The 18,443-nt window shown below is 64.4% G+C and carries 19 protein-coding genes and 1 tRNA gene; 8 read left to right on the forward strand and 12 right to left on the reverse strand.

All coding sequences use genetic code 11. From position 1 onward, the window contains the following. Positions 1–29 precede the first annotated feature (29 nt). Positions 30–593, forward strand: coding sequence for an HNH endonuclease (locus GFK26_RS14665; protein WP_153282580.1), 564 nt, complete (start codon positions 30–32; stop codon positions 591–593). A 144-nt stretch (positions 594–737) separates the two neighbouring features. Here GFK26_RS14665 and GFK26_RS14670 read toward each other — a convergent pair whose 3' ends face one another. Beyond that, entirely contained in the window at positions 738–914 is a 177-nt protein-coding gene (locus GFK26_RS14670) for a hypothetical protein (RefSeq protein ID WP_153282581.1), read from the reverse strand. Positions 915–1,023: 109 nt separating this feature from the next. On the opposite strand from GFK26_RS14670, the gene GFK26_RS14675 reads away from it, so the two are divergent. The 3 genes from GFK26_RS14675 (at position 1,024) to GFK26_RS14685 (ending at position 2,451) form a co-directional block, all read left to right on the forward strand. Continuing rightward, entirely contained in the window at positions 1,024–1,437 is a 414-nt protein-coding gene (locus GFK26_RS14675) for a hypothetical protein (protein WP_153282582.1), read from the forward strand. Between the two features lie 256 nt (positions 1,438–1,693). Beyond that, on the forward strand, positions 1,694–1,888 hold the full coding sequence (locus tag GFK26_RS14680; RefSeq protein ID WP_194274080.1) for a hypothetical protein: 195 nt from the start codon (positions 1,694–1,696) through the stop codon (positions 1,886–1,888). A 290-nt stretch (positions 1,889–2,178) separates the two neighbouring features. Then, on the forward strand, positions 2,179–2,451 hold the full coding sequence (locus tag GFK26_RS14685) for a hypothetical protein (protein WP_153282584.1): 273 nt from the start codon (positions 2,179–2,181) through the stop codon (positions 2,449–2,451). A gap of 53 nt (positions 2,452–2,504) precedes the next feature. On the opposite strand, the gene GFK26_RS14690 is transcribed toward GFK26_RS14685, so the two are convergent. The 9 genes from GFK26_RS14690 to GFK26_RS14730 form a co-directional block, all read right to left on the reverse strand. Beyond that, positions 2,505–3,758: a hypothetical protein gene (locus GFK26_RS14690; RefSeq protein ID WP_153282585.1), complete on the reverse strand. Its 1,254-nt coding sequence runs from the start codon at positions 3,756–3,758 to the stop codon at positions 2,505–2,507. Positions 3,759–3,949: 191 nt separating this feature from the next. Next, positions 3,950–4,025 (reverse strand) — tRNA-Thr (locus GFK26_RS14695). 25 nt (positions 4,026–4,050) lie between these two features. Next, positions 4,051–5,064, reverse strand: coding sequence for a class 1 fructose-bisphosphatase (locus GFK26_RS14700; protein WP_153282586.1), 1,014 nt, complete (start codon positions 5,062–5,064; stop codon positions 4,051–4,053). A gap of 77 nt (positions 5,065–5,141) precedes the next feature. Next, positions 5,142–6,029, reverse strand: coding sequence for a hypothetical protein (locus GFK26_RS14705; protein ID WP_153282587.1), 888 nt, complete (start codon positions 6,027–6,029; stop codon positions 5,142–5,144). Next, positions 5,995–8,706, reverse strand: coding sequence for an aminopeptidase N (gene pepN / locus GFK26_RS14710; protein ID WP_153282588.1), 2,712 nt, complete (start codon positions 8,704–8,706; stop codon positions 5,995–5,997). The genes GFK26_RS14705 and pepN overlap by 35 nt, the downstream gene beginning before the upstream one ends. Further along, positions 8,690–9,379 (reverse strand): HAD family hydrolase, encoded by a 690-nt coding sequence (locus GFK26_RS14715; RefSeq protein WP_153282589.1) that lies wholly within the window; start codon positions 9,377–9,379, stop codon positions 8,690–8,692. Before GFK26_RS14715 ends, pepN begins: the two co-directional genes overlap by 17 nt. 3 nt (positions 9,380–9,382) lie before the next feature. Next, positions 9,383–10,487, reverse strand: a protein-coding gene (gene prfB / locus GFK26_RS14720; RefSeq protein ID WP_099791691.1) for a peptide chain release factor 2 whose coding sequence is annotated in 2 segments (ribosomal slippage) — positions 9,383–10,405 and positions 10,407–10,487 — 1,104 coding nt in all. Because the reading frame shifts where the segments join, the coding sequence is not laid out codon by codon here. Positions 10,488–10,626: 139 nt separating this feature from the next. Further along, positions 10,627–11,883 (reverse strand): Fic family protein, encoded by a 1,257-nt coding sequence (locus GFK26_RS14725; protein ID WP_228122015.1) that lies wholly within the window; start codon positions 11,881–11,883, stop codon positions 10,627–10,629. 156 nt (positions 11,884–12,039) lie between these two features. Further along, positions 12,040–12,855, reverse strand: a complete 816-nt coding sequence (locus GFK26_RS14730; RefSeq protein WP_153282590.1) for a MetQ/NlpA family ABC transporter substrate-binding protein — start codon at positions 12,853–12,855, stop codon at positions 12,040–12,042. Positions 12,856–13,091: 236 nt separating this feature from the next. Between GFK26_RS14730 and GFK26_RS14735 the strand changes: the two genes are divergently transcribed. Genes GFK26_RS14735 through GFK26_RS14750 form a run of 4 tightly spaced genes read left to right on the forward strand, consistent with a single transcriptional unit; the run spans position 13,092 to position 15,864 of the window. Continuing rightward, the gene (locus GFK26_RS14735) at positions 13,092–13,961 is read left to right on the forward strand and encodes a methionine ABC transporter ATP-binding protein (protein ID WP_153282591.1); all 870 of its coding nucleotides are present in this window, start codon (positions 13,092–13,094) and stop codon (positions 13,959–13,961) included. Then, a complete protein-coding gene (locus GFK26_RS14740) occupies positions 13,954–14,616 on the forward strand; it encodes a methionine ABC transporter permease (RefSeq protein WP_119556563.1) in 663 nt (220 codons plus the stop codon). The genes GFK26_RS14735 and GFK26_RS14740 overlap by 8 nt, the downstream gene beginning before the upstream one ends. Positions 14,617–14,656: 40 nt before the next feature. Next, positions 14,657–15,481, forward strand: a complete 825-nt coding sequence (locus GFK26_RS14745) for a MetQ/NlpA family ABC transporter substrate-binding protein (protein ID WP_101489370.1) — start codon at positions 14,657–14,659, stop codon at positions 15,479–15,481. A gap of 32 nt (positions 15,482–15,513) precedes the next feature. Next, positions 15,514–15,864, forward strand: a complete 351-nt coding sequence (locus GFK26_RS14750; protein ID WP_153282592.1) for a hypothetical protein — start codon at positions 15,514–15,516, stop codon at positions 15,862–15,864. A 326-nt stretch (positions 15,865–16,190) separates the two neighbouring features. On the opposite strand, the gene GFK26_RS14755 is transcribed toward GFK26_RS14750, so the two are convergent. Next, a complete protein-coding gene (locus GFK26_RS14755) occupies positions 16,191–17,549 on the reverse strand; it encodes an LLM class flavin-dependent oxidoreductase (protein WP_153282593.1) in 1,359 nt (452 codons plus the stop codon). Next, positions 17,546–18,379, reverse strand: coding sequence for a MetQ/NlpA family ABC transporter substrate-binding protein (locus tag GFK26_RS14760; RefSeq protein WP_153282594.1), 834 nt, complete (start codon positions 18,377–18,379; stop codon positions 17,546–17,548). The genes GFK26_RS14755 and GFK26_RS14760 overlap by 4 nt, the downstream gene beginning before the upstream one ends. Between the last annotated feature and the right edge of the window lie 64 nt (positions 18,380–18,443).

Consider the following 18,443-nt stretch of genomic DNA (forward strand, 5'->3'; position numbering starts at 1 on the left):
ACCATCGCCGCGAAGGGAGGCGATTCATCATGCACTCTCACGTCCTGCAACTCGATATTCAGGGCACGCCGCAAGCCTGGATCTCGCTGGAGCAGGCGGTGTTGCACTACGCCACCGGCAGTGTGGCCTGGGAAGACGGCGCGCTGCCACTGGCCACGCTGCGCGGCGGCTTCAACGTGGCGCGCGGTGTGCAGTCGCGCATCGATGTCGCGCCCATCATCGCGCTGCGCGGCGCGTCGAAGATCAACCTCTTCGACGTCGTGCCCGGCGTGACCAAGGCCAAGCTGCTGCGCCGCGACCGCCACACCTGCGCGTACTGCGCACAGGTGTTCGCCGATCGCGACCTGCAGTGCGAGCACGTCATGCCCGAGTCGCGCGGCGGCCCGTGGAGCTGGACCAACCTCGTGAGCGCCTGCGCCGTCTGCAACAACCGCAAGGCCGCACGCACGCCCGAAGAAGCGGACATGCCGCTGGTCTACCTGCCGTACGTGCCGAGCCGCTTCGAGAGCTTCCTGCTCGAAGGCCGCAACATCCGCGCGGACGTGCACGAGTGGCTGGCCAAGCGCCTGCCGCGCGGCTCGCGGCTGCAGTAGCGCCACGCGCACAAAGAGAAAAGCCCGCTGCCCGTTGAATCAACGGACGGCGGGCTTTGCCTTGTGCGGCTCGCGGTGCGCGAGCGATGCGTGTGTGGGTGAAGAACGAAGACGGGAGCGGCTTGCTTGCTTGTTTGCTTGTGTTCAGCGCCCCGCGCCGAAGAAGCTGTAGGCCACTGCGGTGGCTGCTGCGAGCCCGCCGATCAAGATGAAGAGCACCTTCGTCGTACGGCGAGGGCCGCGCCGTGAACGGGCCCAATGCTCCGGCCCGATCAGATCGATCGGAACCGTGGGTTTACCTATGTCGGATGCCTTTTCCATGCCAAGAAATATAGCGCAGGCGCCAAGGCAAGAAGTTACAACGGCCTTTTGGCCTATTCGCACCGTGGCTCCTTGCCGACACCCGGCAGAACCGGGTGAAATATTCCCCATGAACCAACAGATCATTCTCGAGAGCCTTGTCCGCGCCCTGGAGAGCTGGGTCCGCAACGCCTCTGCGGCCGAGCTGTGGCGCGTGCACCGCGAGGGCGGCCTGGGCGCATCGATCCGCACCGAAGGCGAGAGCGTCGTGCACGTGCGCATCGCGCTCGACGGCCCGCCCGATGCGCTGTCGAGCATCGGCAAGACCGACGGCCGCCTGCCCGTGACCGAAGCGTTCAGAGGCACCGCCGGCGAAGCAGGGTGGGGCAACCCGCCACCGCAAGGCAGCGCCGAGCGCGAGCAGTGGTTTCTGTCGAGCGACGTGGCGCAAGAGCAGGCGCGGCAGTACCTGTTGGCGGAGGTGGCGGCGCGACGGGATGCGTTGGTGCGGCGGGTGGAGGCGTGGGAGGCGGGTGCGGGTTGAGGCAGGTGCGCGGGCCGCAGGGCCGTTTGTTGATCGACTCGTAAAGCAATTCCGCTTGCAGCTGATGATCTCGTTCGGAACTTGAGCGGAGCGCGTAAGGTGCGCTGACCGCGCAGGAGCAATGACATGTGAGCGGTGTGCTTCAACCGCACCAAGCCCGGTGCAGTTGTCCTGTTGTTGATCCGTGCCAAGGCGAACCTTGATTCGATCTCTGGCGAAACCTTGAGGGAGTCGCGCAATGCCGCAGAAACAGCCAATGAGTGACGCCGAACTGGCTGCTTTCGAAGCAAGCCAGGACTTCGATGCGTTGCTTGCGCAGTCTGCGCGCGAGATGGGCGATGGAGCAACGTGCAAGGTCGACATGCCTGTTGTCGCTGTGCATGAGAAGGCAGGTCTTTCGCTTGAAGCACTCGCAGCGATGGACTTAGACCACAAGCCCGATGTGCTGTGAGTCGCGTGAGGTCAAGCAGCGCTTGGCTCAAACGCTGGCATCGTTGAATTCATCACGAGTACATCGCACGTTCCACAAAGTCGACGCGAGTCCTCATTTGTTCACCGTGTGAGGCTTCCGTTGATGCGCTTCTCTCCATACATTTGAAGGACCGCCGCGCCTCACGGCGGGACATCGATGCACACCGCAGCGATGTCGATGTGAGGCACAAAAGGCGACGGCCAGGGTGCGCTAACACCCTGACCGTCTGACCAAGTGACGTGCATTACTTTGGAAAGAGAGCACACCAAATGGCTGATCGAATTATCGCCGGGCGAAACGCGCCTGCATCCCACGACGTGGTCCGCCAGCCGGACGCGTCAGACATCCTAGAGAACAAGCTGACCCAGCTGCAGTCTTTGCTGAGTTGCTGTTATGGGGACGAGGGCGAGTGGTTCGAGGCGATTGGCGCAAGGCGCCGCGACAACATCATGTGGATTGCTGCGGACTTGGCTGGGGATGCGATGGAGCTTTCACAGCTACTGCTGAAAAAATCCGACGTGAACACAACGGACAAAACTTGAGCTCTGCAACCGGTGAACATGGATGTTCATCGGGTCACGGCTTGTTCTCGCTGCTAGGTGGGGAGTACGAAACGGGTCAAGTCAATTGGCTCTTCACCTTTTGATCGTCGCAGGATGTAGCTGTTCCCCTTGCGAAAAATCGTGATGTGCCAATACATGCGCGTGTCATTTGCTGTGGTTCCCATGCCATCGAGCCATGTTTCGAACTCGCTGAACGGGATGAGCAACAGGCGTTCGCTGCTTCCGCAGCCCAGAGCTACGTACGACTGAGAGTGCTCTTTCAGGAAGGCGCGCTGGTGGGGGTGAAATGCGAACCAGTAGTTTGGGCTGGTATCCGGGTTGTGCTCTTTCGAAGCGGAGCAACTGAGCGCGACGAGCTTATCGGCTGAGACATATCCAGTGCGGCTCTGGCGCACAAATGACGAGCCTAGATTCGACTGAACTCGCTGTACGCAGGCTTCCTGAAACGCGACCGGAATGAACTTACGTCCATCTTTGACAAGCGGGACGCTCTTCGTTTCTTCAATAGTTGAGCCTGCACCGTCTTCTTGTCGAATATCTTCTGCAGCCGAGAAAAGAATGTCCGCAATGGCATCAAGGCGAGTGAACTCGTGCGGAATCAGAATATTGTGTATCCGCTGAACGATCGAAGGATCCTCGACTTCTTCCTTGATAGATGCCAGTCGAGCGAGCGCGTCTACCGAGATGATTCGAATATCCCACGCATGCCTTGAACCTCTTATTTGTGCCTCAAGGTCACCCGTATCTTGTCGACCAACCACGAGCAGCATCGAAGATTTTGCTTCCGCGACAACTTCCTTATTGATCAGCGCTCTTCGATAGTTTGCGATCGTATTGAGATCGATGCGGTATGTGTCCGTCGTCTTTACTTCGGCAACGATCGCATGCCCACTCGGAAAGACCCAAAGGCCATCGAAGCCGGTGTGCTTAACCGTTCCGCGATAGCGACCATTCGTGATGTGAGCTCCCAAGCGAGCCCCAATCTCATTCACGATATCTTGTAGTGCTAGACCGGAGTCCTGAAAAGATTGCTCCAGGCATTGGTCGGCGTAGGTCAACAAGCTTGCCGACGAAACGCTGCCTAAGAAGGACCGAAATTCTGTAGAGCACGGACTGTCGTCGAGCAGGCGCCCACCACCTGCAAACGCGATCAATTGTTGAACCTGCTTATCTTTGAGCTGGTCGGGAGACGATTTCCAGAGATCAGGAAGCGGCATGAAGCAGCGGGCCCAACTGTTAGTGCGACAACATTTTTTGTTGGGGAACGTTAACAGATTCTTTCGCATGGACGCTGCCGCGGCGTAGAGCTGGGAGCGTTGATCCAGCCCGGCCTATCGCGGACCGGCGTGAGGCAGGAACTCTGGATCTTTCGCGAGTGCTTGCGCCTCCTGTTCTTGTCGAAAGTACAAAGCTCTTCGGATCGCGCATATGAGAAAAGCCCCGTTGCTATCGAGTTGATAGCAACGGGGCTTTTAATTGGTGCCGGAGAGATGAATCGAACACCCGACCTTCTCATTACGAATGAGCTGCTCTACCGACTGAGCTACACCGGCGAAGCCTCAGATTATAGCCAAGAAATCAAGGCTTCTCGGCGTGGTACTGCGTCAAACGCTCCACTTCGTGACGCGAACCCAACATCACGCTCACGCGCTCGTGCAGTTTGGTGGGCTTCAGGTCGAGGATGCGCTGCTTGCCGTTGGTGGCGGCGCCGCCGGCCTGCTCGACGAGCCAGCTCATGGGGTTGGCCTCGTACATCAGGCGCAGCTTGCCGGCCTTTTCGGGCTCGCGCTTGTCCCACGGGTACATGAAGACGCCGCCGCGCATCAGGATGCGGTGCACGTCGGCCACCATGCTGGCAATCCAGCGCATGTTGAAGTCCTTGCCGCGCGGGCCTTCCTTGCCGGCCAGGCATTCGTCGATGTAGCGCTTCATGGGCTCGTCCCAGTGGCGCATGTTGCTCATGTTGATGGCAAATTCTTTCGTATCGGCCGGAATCTGGATGTCTTCCTGCGTGAGCACGAAGCTGCCTTGCTCGCGGTCGAGCGTGAACATGGCCACGCCGTTGCCCACGGTGAGCACCAGGGTGGTCTGCGGGCCGTAGATGCAGTAGCCGGCGGCCACTTGCTGGGTGCCGGGCTGCAGAAAGTCTGCTTCCTGCACGCCGGGGGTGTCGTCGGGCTTCTTCAGCACGCTGAAGATGGTGCCGATGCTCACGTTGACGTCGATGTTGCTGCTGCCGTCGAGCGGGTCGAACATCAAGAGGTATTCGCCCTGCGGGTAGCGGTTGGGCACCACGTGGATGGTTTCCATCTCTTCGCTGGCCATGGCCGCGAGGTGGCCGCCCCATTCGTTGGCTTCAATGAGCACTTCGTTGGCGATGATGTCCAGCTTCTTCTGGATCTCGCCCTGCACGTTCTCGCTCTCGGCGGTGCCGAGCACGCCACCCAGCGCGCCCTTGTTGACGGCCTGGCTGATGCTCTTGCAGGCGCGGGCGACCACTTCGAGCAACAGGCGCAGCTGGCCGGGAATGAGGCCGTCGGCGCGTTGCTGCTCGACGAGGTAGCGGGTGAAGGAGATTTTTTGTTGAGCCATAGGTTTCTGCTTCCTGGATGGGATTCGGTTTGTCGGGTTCGACGTGACGTGTGTCGTGCGGGTGTGCGTGAGGCGCGTCAGTCGGCGTTGTTTTCGTCTTCGGGCCAGGGGGCGCCGAGGTCGTAGGCAATGCGCATCGCGATGTCGGCGGTCGCCTTGGTCAGCCCTGCCTGCAGCAGCTTGCCCTGGTCTGCCAGCCAGAGTGCGCGGCGGGTGCTGCGCTGGGTATTGGCGTCCTTGCCGCGCAGTTCCTGCTTGAGCGAAGGGCCGACGAGGTCCGCAAGGTTGACGGTCGAGCGATACGAATACTCGTGCCACAGCGTTCGCTTGTCGGGGGAGGCGATGCGCACGTTGGCGCGCACCACGGCTTCGTCCTCGTCATCGGACACGTTGGCCCAGCCTTCGACCACGGTCTGCGCGCTGTCGGGGTTGAGCGGGCTGCCCCTGAACATGCTGGAGGCAGGCTCGCGGTAGGTGGCGCCCTGGTAGTTGGGGCTGGTGCGCAATGCCTTTTCGAGGCGCGGGCTGAGCAGGGGCGCCAGCTCGTAGTTGCCCATCACCGCGAGGTAGAGGGTCGAGCGCGACTGGATCTCCTGCTGCAGCGAGTCCTGGTAGCTCTTGTTGGCCGCACCGGTCGCGCCGCCGAGGGCCATGGCGCCTAGGATGCCCACGCCGGGAATTGCCGCCATGCCGGCGCCGATGACGCGCATGCGCTTGAAGCTGGCGTCGGGGTCGCTTTCCACCTCGACGCCGATGCTCGGCACGACCACCTGCACGGTCGAGCCGGGCAGGGTGGTCAGTTGCGATTTCTTGATCCACGGCTGGCTCGTCGACCTGCCGCCGGGGCCCGCACAGCCGGCGAGCGCCGCGCAGAGCAGCAGCACCGTCGCCGTCAGTGCAAACGCCGGCCGCCGCTTGGGGCGGCGCAGCTCAATTGCCGGCGAGTGCACGCGTGACCACCTCATGCGTGTCCTTGCTCAGGTCGGGCTTGGCAGCCACGCGGGCAATCGCTTCGCGTGCGGCGCTGCGGTACGGCTCGGCCAGCTTGCTCCAGCGGTCGAGCGCGCGCGCGAGGCGGGCGGCGACCTGGGGGTTGATGGCGTCGAGCTCGATCACGCGGTCGCTCCAGAACACGTAGCCGGCTGCGTCGGCGCGGTGGAAGGCGCCGGGGTTGCCGCTGCAGTAGCTGAAGATCACGCTGCGCGCGCGGTTGGGGTTCTTCAGCGAGAAGTCGGGGTGCTTCATGAGCTGCTTCACCAGCGGCAGGATGTCGCCGCCGCGGTCGCTGGCGCCGGCCTGCAGCGAGAACCACTTGTCGATGACCAGCGCCTCGTCCTTGAACATGGCGTGGAAGCGCGCGAGCGCCTGCGCCGCCAGGGTGTGGCCCGACGACACGAGGGCGTTGAGCGCGTTGAAGCGGTCGGTCATGTTGCCCGCGTCCTTGAAGCGCTGCAGGGTCTTGCCCGGCCACACGGTGTCGCCCGAGGCGCGCGCCGCCAGGCACAGGAAGTTGAGCGCCATGCCGGCCAGCGCGCGGCGGCCCGACGAGGTCGGGTCGGGCGTGTAGGCGCCGGTGTCGTGGTTGGCTTCGTACACCTGCTCCCAGTCGGCAAAGAGGGCCGTGGCGAGCTGGGCGCGCATGGCTTCGCGCACGAGGTGCACGCGCTGCGGATCGACCACGTCGAGCTGCTCGGCGATGTAGGTTTCCGACGGCAGCGTGAGCACCAGTTCCTTGAAGGCGGCGTCGAGCTGCGGGTGGCGCAGCACGCTGCGCATGGCGTCGAGGTAGGCGTCGTTCAGCACCGGCGTGGTGTCGGTGGCGTTGGCGGCAATGGCTTGCAGCGCGGCGCGCAGACCCAGGCGCTGGCCGGCTTCCCAGCGGTTGAACGGGTCGGGGTCGTTGGCCAGCAGGGTGAGCAGCTGGGCGTCGGTGTACGCAAAGTCGAGAATCACCGGCGCGCTGAAGCCGCGCAAGATCGACGGCACGGGCTCGGCGTCCAGGCCCACGAAGGTGATCTGCTCGCCGGCGCGTGACAGCACGATGGTGCGGGTGCCGCGTGCGACATCGCTCTCGCCGTCGAGCTGCATGGGCAGTTCGCGGCCGGTGGCGGCGTCGAGCAGGCCGATGTTCATCGGAATGACGAAGGGTTCTTTTGTCTGCTGGCCCGGCGTGGGCGGGCAGCTTTGCACCACGCTCAGGGTGTAGCTGCGGTTCTGCGCGTCATACACGCCGTGCGCGGCCAGGCGGGGCGTGCCGGCCTGGCTGTACCAGCGCTTGAACTGGGGCAGCAGGCGGGCCAGTTCGGAGTCGGGGTTGGCGTCGGCAATGGCCTGGGCGAAGTCGTCGCAGGTCACGGCCTGGCCGTCGTGGCGCTCGAAGTACAGGGTGATGCCCTTTTCGAAGCCCTGGCGGCCGACCAGCGTCTGCATCATGCGAACGACCTCGGCACCCTTTTCGTAGATGGTGACGGTGTAGAAGTTGCTGATCTCGATGTAGCTGTCGGGCCGCACCGGGTGGGCCATGGGGCCGGCGTCTTCGGGGAATTGGGCGGTGCGCAGCACGCGCACGTCTTCGATGCGCTTCACTGCGCGGGCCGAGGCGTCGGCGCACAGGTCCTGGCTGAACTCCTGGTCGCGGAAGACGGTGAGGCCTTCTTTCAGCGACAGCTGGAACCAGTCGCGGCAGGTCACGCGGTCGCCGCTCCAGTTGTGGAAGTACTCGTGGCCGACCACGCTTTCGATGTTGCTGTAGTCGGCGTCGGTGGCGGTGGCCTGGTTGGCCAGAACGTACTTCGTGTTGAAGATGTTCAGGCCCTTGTTCTCCATGGCGCCCATGTTGAAGTCGCTGGTGGCCACGATCATGAAGCGGTCGAGGTCCAGCGGCAGGCCGAAGCGGGCTTCGTCCCACAGCACGGAGTTGACGAGCGAGTTCATGGCGTGCTCGGTCTTGTCGAGGTCGCCGGCGCGCACGTACACCTGCAGCAGATGCTCCTTGCCGTTGCGCGCCTTGATGCGCTGCTCGCGCGCCACGAGCTTGCCCGCCACCAGGGCGAACAGGTAGCTGGGTTTCTTGAAGGGGTCGACCCACTTGGCGAAGTGGCGGCCCTCGGGCAGCTCGCCCTGGTCGACGAGGTTGCCGTTCGACAGCAGCACCGGGTACGCGGCCTTGCTGGCGCGCAGCGTCACGGTGTACATCGCCATCACGTCGGGACGGTCGAGGAAGTAGGTGATGCGGCGGAAGCCCTCGGCCTCGCACTGCGTGAAGAAGGTGTCTTCGCTCACGAACAGGCCCATCAGCTTGGTGTTCTTGATGGGGCAGCAGGTGGTGAAGAGTTCGAGCTCGAAGGCCCCTTCTTCCGCGGACGGCAGGCCGTCCAGGACGAGTTGGTCGCCTTCCATGCGGAACGAGGCGCCCTGGCCGTTCACGAGCACGCGCGCCAGGTTGAGTTCGTCGCCGTCCAGGCGCAGCGGCTGGGCCGGCACCTCGGGGTTGCGGCGCAGCTGCATGCGGTTGAGCACGCGGGTCTTGGCGGGGTCGAGGTCGAAGGTCAGGTCGACGGTGTCGATCCAGAACGCCGGCGCGGCATAGTCTTCGCGTCGGATGGCAATGGGTTGCCCTTGGGCGTCACGCTGAAGCAGCATCGAGGGTCTCCAGAAAATTCGAATGGGCCAGTTCGTTGTAGTCGCGAACGGCGGCGATCACGTGGGGGCCGGCCAGCTCGGCGGCCGTATGGGTGCTGCACACGGCCACGGCGCGCATGCCGCCGCGGCGGGCCGCTTCGATGCCGAAGGGCGCGTCTTCAAAGACGATGCAGCGTTCGGGCGCCACGCCGATGCGGCGCGCGGCTTCCAGAAAGATCGCGGGCGTGGGCTTGCCCGAAAAGCCTTCGTCGCCACCGACGATGGCCAGCGGCAGCGGGTCCATCTTCAGGCGCGACATGGCGAACGCGATGTTGTGCCTGTCGCCGGCCGTGCCCACCGCCACCTTCAGGCCGCGTGCCACCGCGGCCTTGGCGAAGGCGGTGAAGCCCGCCACCTCGGTGAAGTTGTCGTGGAAGAGCTCGCGGTAGATCTCTTCCTTCTCGTGCACCATGGCCTGGCACTCGGCATCGGAGAGGTCGCGCTCGAACAGCTCACGCATGCTCTCGGTGCCGGTGCGGCCCGTGGTGCGCGCAAGAATTTCGCTCACGTCGAGCTTCACGCCGTGGCGCTCCGCGAACGTTACCCACGACCGCGCATGCCAGGGCATGGAGTCGATCATGGTGCCGTCCATGTCGAAGATCAGGGCTTCGACCCTGCCGGTGTTCAGGCTCATCGATCAGACGCCTTGCTTGAGCGACGCTTCAATGAACACGTCGAGGTCGCCGTCGAGCACCTTCTGCGTGGCCGAGACTTCGACGTTGGTGCGCAGGTCCTTGATGCGGCTGTTGTCCAGCACGTAGCTGCGGATCTGGTGGCCCCAGCCCACGTCGGTCTTGCTGTCCTCGAGCTTTTGCTGCTCTTCCTGGCGCTTGCGCATCTCGTGGTCGTACAGGCGCGAGCGCAGGCGCTTCCACGCCACGTCGCGGTTGCTGTGCTGGCTGCGGCCGTCCTGGCACTGCACCACGATGCCGGTCGGGATGTGCGTCAGGCGCACGGCCGAGTCGGTCTTGTTGATGTGCTGGCCGCCGGCGCCCGAGGCGCGGAAGGTGTCGGTGCGCACGTCCGAAGGGTTGATGTCGATCTCGATCGAGTCATCGATTTCGGGGTACACGAAGATCGAGGCGAAGCTGGTGTGGCGACCGCCCGACGAGTCGAACGGCGACTTGCGCACCAGGCGGTGCACGCCGGTCTCGGTGCGCAGCAGGCCGAAGGCGTAGTCGCCCTCGACCTTGATGGTCGCGCCCTTGATGCCAGCGGTGTCGCCGGGGGTTTCGTCTTCGATCTGCGTCTTGAAGCCCTTGCGCTCGGCGTACTTCAGGTACTGGCGCAGCAGCATGCTGGCCCAGTCGCAGGCCTCGGTGCCACCGGCGCCGGCCTGGATGTCGACAAAGGCGTTCAGCGGGTCGGCCGGGTTGTTGAACATCCGGCGGAATTCGAGCTGCTTGATGTCGGCTTCGAGCGTGGCGGCGTCATCGGCAATGGCCTGCAGGCCGTCCATGTCGCCGTCAGCCTTCGACATTTCGAAGAGCTCGGTGTTGTCCGACAGCCCGTTGGTGAGCCGGTCGAGCGTGACGACCACGTCGTCGAGCGACTTCTTCTCTTTGCCCAGTTCCTGGGCCTTTTTCGGGTCGTTCCAGACGTTCGGGTCTTCGAGCGATGCGTTGACTGTCCTCAGTCGTTCAGCTTTGGCATCGTAGTCAAAGATACCTCCGTAAATCGACCGTACGGACGCTCAGGTCCGCGAGCATTGCGTCGATTTGGTTGATCTGTTCTGCGTCCATGGGGTGTCCTGACTGTGTGAGGTTGGTGTTCGGGGGAACCCGTCATTTTCTCACGGGCGGAAAACGGTCCCGAACACGGTGTTATTGATTGAGCGGAAAGTCGGCGGGACCCCGGTGGGAGGTCCTCCCGGCGAGAGCCTTACTCCAGGACCGCAGCGGCCGCTTCGGGGTACAGGTTCGGGAACAGGATGCTCAGCGAGGCGAGCGGGAAACCGATGCTCAGTTCTGCGCGATGACCGTCGCTCTTCAAGAGCCCATCCTTGAGGAATCGCGAGATCACCTTTCGGCCTGTTCGCTCTTCCAGCCCGGTCATCCGGATGAATTCCCCGCGCGACACGGACCCGACGGCTGCGACCGTGTGCAGCGGAAGCAGGGCCTCCTCCCGGTATTCCGTGATGCCATCGGTGGCGCCGCGCACCAGCAAGTAGGCGCGCATGCGGTCCTTGAGCTTGGAGAGGTCGAGCATCGATGCCATGAAGTCGACCTGGTCCTCGCACAGATCCAGGAAGTAGTGGCACCACGCCCAAAGCATTTTTTCGCTCAGGTTTCCGCGGCCGTCCAGGTCTCCTTGCCTGGCGCTGTCGGCGTTGTCCAGCGTCTCGTAGTAGCGCTCACGATCGCGCGCCAGCCCGCGATTGGCAGACCACAGCCCGCCGCTGATCAGATGCAAGGCGCAGTGCGTCTGGAGCCTGACAGCGCGCCCATTGCCGTCTTCGAAGGGATGCGTCCAGGCCATTCTGTGGTGCGCCGCAGCGACCGTGTAGATCACGGCGTCGACCCCCTTGAGGCGGCCGTAGACATCGTCCATCCGCTTCAGGAATTGCGGAATCGACGCCGATGTCGGCGGTTGGTGCCGTCCCACCGCAACGTCGTGCGTGCGCAGGGCGCCCGGAATGATGATCCGGCCGTCGTCGGTCAGGCGATCTGATTCTGGGAGGCGGCTGTACAGGCTCTCGTGCGCGTGTTTGAGGAAACCGCTGCTCAGCGCACCGGCTTCGGTGGCGACGATTCCTTCCAGTTCTCGCTCGGCTTCGATATGCGCCAGTGCGACACGCTGGCGCTTGGCCACATCGGGCTTGTCCGAGAAGTCTTCCTTCAGCGCGCGCTCGATGTTCACGGGGTGGGTGCTTTGCCCCTCGATGCGGTTCGAGTAATACGAGTTCATCGACCGCACGATCTCGCGCAAGGCAGCGCGCGCTTGTGGACTCGCGGCGCTTTTCAGCGCAGACGATTTCTCGAATATCCGGCGCGTGGTCTCACCCAGTTCTCCGAGGTCTTGCGTGGGTAGCAGGGGCTCGAACTGATGGGGTTGGTCATAGACCTGCAAGGACTTCGATTTTTCGGACATGGATTCCGGTTGAAATTTATCGAAGTCTAGGTTGAAAGTGTTTTCCAATCAAATAGTTATGAGCTCTTAATGCTGGATGAATTTCCGGTTCAGATTCTGGTTTGCTTGCCGCTAGTCGAATGTCCCCGTGGTCGATAGACGCAAAAAAGCCCCCGGTGCGCGACGCGTGCGCACCGGGGGCCAGAGGGGAAATCTACCTGCCGATCAGAACGCCGGAATCAACGCCCCCTTGAACTGCGTCTCGATGAAGCTGCGCACCTCCGGCGACTGGTAGGCCGCCACGAGGCGCTTGGCCCAGGGCTTGTCCTTGTCGGCGCGGCGCACGGCGATCAGGTTGGCGTAGGGGCTCTGGGCCGATTCCTTGATGACGGCGTCTTTGCCGAACGACAGGCCGGCCTTCTCGGCGTAGTCGTTGTTGATGGCCGAAATGGTCAGGTCGTCGAGCGAGCGCGGCAGCTGGGCGGCGTCCAGCGACACCAGCTTGAGCTTCTTGGGGTTGGTCACCACGTCCAGCGGCGTGGCGTTGTTGTTCTTCACGGCCTCGGGCTTGAGGGTGATGAGCTTGGCCTGTTGCAGCAGCAGCAGGGCGCGGTTGCCGTTCGACGGGTCGTTCTGGATGCCGACCGAAGCGCCGTCGGCCAGCTGGTCGATCGACTTGAGCTTGCGCGAGTAGAAGCCCAGCGGCGCGGTGATGGTCAGGCCCACGGGCACGAGGTCGAAGCCGCGCGCCTTGATCTGGTTGTCCAGGAAGGGCTGGTGCTGGAAGGCGTTGGCGTCGAGGTCGCCGGCGGCCAGCGCCGCGTTGGGCAGCTGGTAGTCGTTGAACACCACGACCTGGACGGTCAGGCCGTCCTTGGCGGCGACCTTCTTGACCACCTCGAACACCTGCTCGGCGCTGCCGACGGAAATGCCGACCTTGACGGTGTTCTTGTTGCCCTGTGCGAAGGCGGCGCTGCCGGTGAAAAGGGCCGTGGCCAGGGTGGCGAGCACGAGGCTGCGGCGGCGGAAAGTGGAATGCATGGTGGCGCGAAATCGAAAGAAATGAAGGCGCCGAATGTGGCATTGCCGCCGCAGATCGAGAACGAACCAATCCTCATATCGATATGGCATCCACTCGACTTATGTGGTCTTTCTTATCTGATTTTTCATATAAGCACGAGCCGATTTGTTCGTTCCCTTTCGGTCTCTTTCTTTACATACTCGGCACCTTTTTGCGAACCTGCGCGATCGCGCCCTTGCGGCCCGCGCCTTCTTTCATGACCTTCCCTTCGCCTGATGCGGCACGCGGCAACGCGGCGCCGGTCATCCGTCTTCAATCGGTGCAGAAGTCGTTTGCCTTGCCCAGCGGCGAGGTGTTCGATGCCGTGCAATCGCTGTCGCTCGACATCCAGCAGGGCGACGTGTTCGGCCTGATCGGCAAGAGCGGCGCCGGCAAGTCGACGCTGCTGCGCCTCATCAACCTGCTCGAGCGGCCCGATGCGGGCCAGGTGTTCGTCGGTGGGCGCGACCTCACGACGCTCTCGCGCCGCGAGTTGCGCGACACGCGCCAGAACATCGGCATGATCTTTCAGCAGTTCAACCTGCTGCAGAACGCCACGGTGTTCGACAACGTGGCCTTCCCGCTGAAGATCCACGGCCGTCACTCCAAGGCCGAGATCAACGAGCGGGTGCGCGAATGCCTCGACCTCGTCGGCCTGGCTGAAAAGATCGACACCTACCCGGCCCAGCTCTCGGGCGGCCAGAAGCAGCGCGTGGCGATTGCGCGCGCGCTGGCGTCGCGTCCGCAGGTGCTGCTGTGCGACGAGCCCACCTCGGCGCTCGACACCGAAACCACCCGCGCGCTGCTCGAAACGCTGCGCGACATCAACCAGAAGATCGGCGTGACCATCGTGATCGTCACGCACGAGCTCTCGGTGGTCGAGGTGCTGTGCCGCAACGTGGCCATTCTCGAAAAGGGCCGCCTTATCGAGCAGTTCGCCGTCGATGCACCGAGCGAAGAGCGCAAGACCGCGCTGGGCCGCGAAATCGACGAACTGGTGCGCCGCCGCGAACGCGAAGCGCGCGAACCCGTGGCGCCGCGCGTGGCGACCGCACAGCGCAACGCGCAGGAGCTGGCCTATGTTTGAGAACATCACCCCCATCCTTCCCGAGCTGTGGACGGCCACGGGCCAGACCTTTTTGATGTTGGCCATCGGCCTGTCGGCGGCCGTGCTCATCGGCGGGCCGCTGGGCATCCTGCTGTTCCTGCTGGGGCCGGGGCAGTCGCTCGAAAACAAGCCGGCGTTCCTCGTCCTCAACTGGATCGTGAACACGGTGCGTTCCTTCCCGTTCATCATCCTGCTGGTGGCGCTGGTGCCGTTCACGCGGGTGATCGCCGGCACGTCCATCGGACCGTTGGCGGCTGCGGTGCCGCTGTCGTTCGCGGCCATTCCGTACTTTGCGCGGCTGGTCGACCAGTGCCTGCGCGAGGTGCCGCGCGGCGTGATCGAGGCGGCGCACGCCATGGGCGCCTCGGAGCTGCAGATCGTCTGGCGCGTGCTGGTGGTCGAGGCGCGCTCGGGCCTGGTGCTCGCGCTCACCGTGCTGGCCGTGAGCTTCCTGTCGTACTCGGCGATTGCCGGTGTGGTGGGCGGCGGCGGCATCGGCGACCTGGCGATCCGCTACGGCTACTACCGCTTCCAGACCGACGTGATGGTGCTCACCGTGGCGCTGCTCGTGGTGCTGGTGCAGATCCTGCAGTTCGTGGGCAACACCACGGCGCGCCGGCTCGACAAGCGTTGATGTCTCTTTCTTCTTTCCTTTCTCTTTCTCTGCTCATTCCATGAAAACCGCACTGCTGCGCCGTTCCGTCCTCGCCGTTTCCCTCGTCGCGCTGTCGCTCGGCGGCCTCTCGCTGTCGGCGCAGGCGCAAGACGCCAAGAAGAACCTCGTGATCGGCGGCACCGCCGGCTCGAACGCCGACCAGCTCAAGGCCGGCATCATTCCGATCCTCGAGAAGAAGGGCTACAAGGTGAAGCTGGTCGAGTTCAACGACTACGTGCAGCCCAACCTTGCGCTGGCCCAGGGCTCGCTCGACGCCAACTTCTTCCAGCATCGGGTCTACCTGCAGAAGTTCTCGGCCGACCAGAAGCTCGACCTCGCCGAGCTGGTGCAGGGCCCGATCGCGCCGATGGGCGTGTACTCGACCAAGCGCAAGACGCTGGCCGACGTGAAGGAAGGCGACCGCGTGACCTTGCCGAACGACCCGAGCAACCTGGCGCGCGCGCTGGTGCTGCTGGAGCAGAACAAGCTGGTCACGATCAAGGCGGGCATCGATCCGCTGCGCGCGTCCGAGAAGGACGTGGCCGAGAACCCGAAGAAGCTCAAGTTCATTCCGCTCGAGGCCGCGCAGCTGCCGCGCTCGCTGGGCGACACCGAGTACGCCATCGTCAACGGCAACTTCGCGATCTCGTCGGGCCTGAAGCTCACCGAGGCCGTGGTGCTCGAGAAGACGCCCGACTACTACCTGAATGTGGTCGCCGTGAAGAGCGCCGACAAGAACGCATCGTGGGCCAAGGACATCGCCGACGCCTACCGCTCGAAGGAATTCAAGACGGTGGTCGACAGCAAGTTCCAGGGCTACGCGAAGCCGAGCTTCCTGCAGTAATCGATCCATCACGCTTCAGCGAAGGACGCCCCATGCCCGTGCTGGCCGTATTCGATGCGCAAGCAAACTGGCGCGACACGCATGTGTGCGACGGCTGGATCACCGAGCATCTGGGGCGCCACGGCGTGCGCTGGGGGCGTGGCGATGCCGAAGGACAGCGCGTGCTTGACAGTGCGGGGCTGTTCTATCTGCCGACGGCGGATGGGTATCTTGGGTTGTTGGTCGAAGGGGGCGAGTGGGTTTCCATTCCCTCTGAAAAGCCGCATTTTTTCGATGCTGGCGAGGCAGAGTCGATTGATGGATTGCCTGATGCATTGCCGCTGTTCGAGGCCTTTGTCGAAGAAGTGCTGTCCTTGACGGGCAACGACGCGGACGACGCGTAAAGCGGGACCAGCTGCCTGCACGTTCGGCGCGGCGCGGCAAGCGCCGTGTTGCTCCTTCCCCCTTTGGGGGAAGGCGGGGATGGGGGCAGCCAGAGCGCCCGATGGATACGCCGCTTGCCCCCACCCCGCCCCTCCCCCGGAAGGGGAGGGAGAAAGTCAAAACTCAAACGCGGGCGGTGCTTCGTGCCCCGGTCTTTCTCCTTCCCCTCCCGGGGGAAGGCTGGGATGGGGGCTCGCGGCGCTTGCAAAAGCTGCGCATGTGCGAAAACCGCTTGCCCCCACCCCGACCCTCCCCCGGAAGGGGAGGGGGAAATACAGCAACGCCCTCAAGCCGCAAGCCGCTGCGCCGCGCGCACTGCAGGCCGCGCCAGCCCCAGGTGATCGCGCAACGTGCGCCCCTCGTACTCCGTGCGAAAGATCCCCCGCTTCTGCAGGATCGGCACCACGCCATCCACAAAATCCTGCAGCCCATGCGGCAGCGCATCCGGCATCAGATTGAACCCATCTGCCGCGCCACCCTTGAACCAGCGCTCGATGTCATCGGCGATCTGCTCGGGCGTGCCCACGATCACGCGGTGCCCACCGCCGCCCGCGAGCTCGCGGATCAGCTGGCGCACCGTGTAGCCGTGCGTGCGCCCGGCCGCGACCACGGCGTTGAAAAAAGTGTGGTTGCCGTTCCCATTGCCGGGCAGCGGCAGGTCGTCGGGCAGGCGCTCGTCGAGCTTGAGGCGGTCGGGCGTGATGCCCAGCGTGCCGGCCAGGCGCGTGAGGCTGTAGTCCCACGGGATCAGGTCGACCAGCGCATCGCGGCGGCGGCGCGCTTGTGCTTCCGTGGCGCCGACGATGGTGGTGAGGCCGGCAAGCACCTTCACCGCATCGGGGGCGCGACCCAGTTCGGCGGCGCGTGTCTTCAGCGCACGTGCGTAGGCCTGCGATTCTTCAAAGGACTGCGAGGCGGAGAACACGGCCTCGGCGTGGCGCGATGCGAGCTCGCGCCCGTCCGCCGAGGCGCCGGCCTGCACCAGCACCGGGTGGCCCTGCGGCGGGCGCGGCAGGTTCAACGGGCCCTGCACCGCGAAGTGCTCGCCGCGGTGCGCGAGCGCGTGCACCTTGGCCGGGTCGATGAAGCGGCCGGCGGCCTTGTCGCCGACGAAGGCGTCGTCTTCCCAGCTGTCCCACAGCGCCTTGACGATGTCGGCGAACTCCGAGGCGCGCGCGTAGCGCTTGGCATGGTCGGGCGTGGTGTCGAGGCCGAAGTTGCGGGCGGAAGGCAGGTCGGCCGTGGTCACCATGTTCCAGCCGGCGCGGCCGGCGCTCACATGGTCGAGCGTGGCGAAGCGGCGCGCGAGGTTGTAGGGCTCGTTGTAGCTGGTCGAGGCGGTCGCGATGAGGCCGATGTGCGTGGTCGCGGCGGCCACGCAGGCCAGCAGGATGGTGGGCTCCAGCGCGGTGATCGGACGGAAATGGATCTGGTCGACGATGGCCGCGTTGTCGGCCAGGAACACGGCGTCGAGCTTGGCGGCCTCGGCGATTTGCGCGGTGCGGATGTAGTGCTGGATATCGGCGAACGCCCACGGGTCGCTCTCCGGCAGGCGCCAGGCCGAGGGCACGAAGCCCGAATGCAGGATGTTGACGTTGAGGTGCAGCTGCCTGCGCGGTGCGGTGGAGTTGTTGCTGTTGCTCATTGGCTGAAATAGTCCGGCAGCCGGTAGCCCGCCCACACGGGGTTGGCCTTGAAGAACTTCTGGAACTCGGGCGACTGGTAGGCGGTGGCGATGTCCTTCGCGAACTTCGCGTGTTCGTTGCCGCGCTTCACGGCCACCACGTTGACGTAGGGCAGCGTCATGTCTTCGAGCTTCAGCGCCTCGGTGAGCTTGAGCCCCGAGGCCACGGCGAAGTTGCCCTGCACGGCCGCGAGGTCGGCGTCGGCCAGCGAGCGCGGCGCCTGCGCGGCGTCCAGCTGCACGATCTTCAGGCGCTTGGGGTTGTTCACGATGTCGCGCTCCGACACGCTCAACGGACTCACGCCCGGCTTGAGCGTGACCCAGCCGATGGCCGCGAGGATGTTGAGTGCGCGCGCCGCATTCACCGGGTCGGCGGGCAGCGTGACAGTGGCGCCGTCGGGCACGGTGTCGAGCGCCTTGTGGCGGCGCGAGTACAGGCCCATGGGCGGCGTCGGCACATGCACCACGGGCACGAGGTCGAAGCCCTGCTGCTTGTTGGTGGCGTTGAGGTACAGCGAGTGCTGGAAGATGTTGGTGTCGATTTGCCCGCGCTCCACCGCGTCGTTGGGCTGCACGCCCTGGCTGAACTCGACGTACTTGATGCTGTAGCCCAGCTTCTTCAGCTGGGGCTCGATGCCGTGGGTGAAGGCGTCGCGGTACGGGCCCGGCATGAAGCCGACGCGCAGGTCGTCCGCGTGGGCGGACACATGGAGCAACAGGCTCAGTGCGAGCCCGCCGGACAGCGGGGCAAGGCGGCGCAGCCACGAGGGCGCGCGCGAAAGGGAAGGCATGGCGACAACTCCGGGAGACGGCAAGAGGAGTCGGGCACTCTAGGACGCACGCCGCGCCGCGCGA

Source organism: Variovorax paradoxus (assembly GCF_009498455.1).
Classification (GTDB): domain Bacteria; phylum Pseudomonadota; class Gammaproteobacteria; order Burkholderiales; family Burkholderiaceae_C; genus Variovorax; species Variovorax paradoxus_H.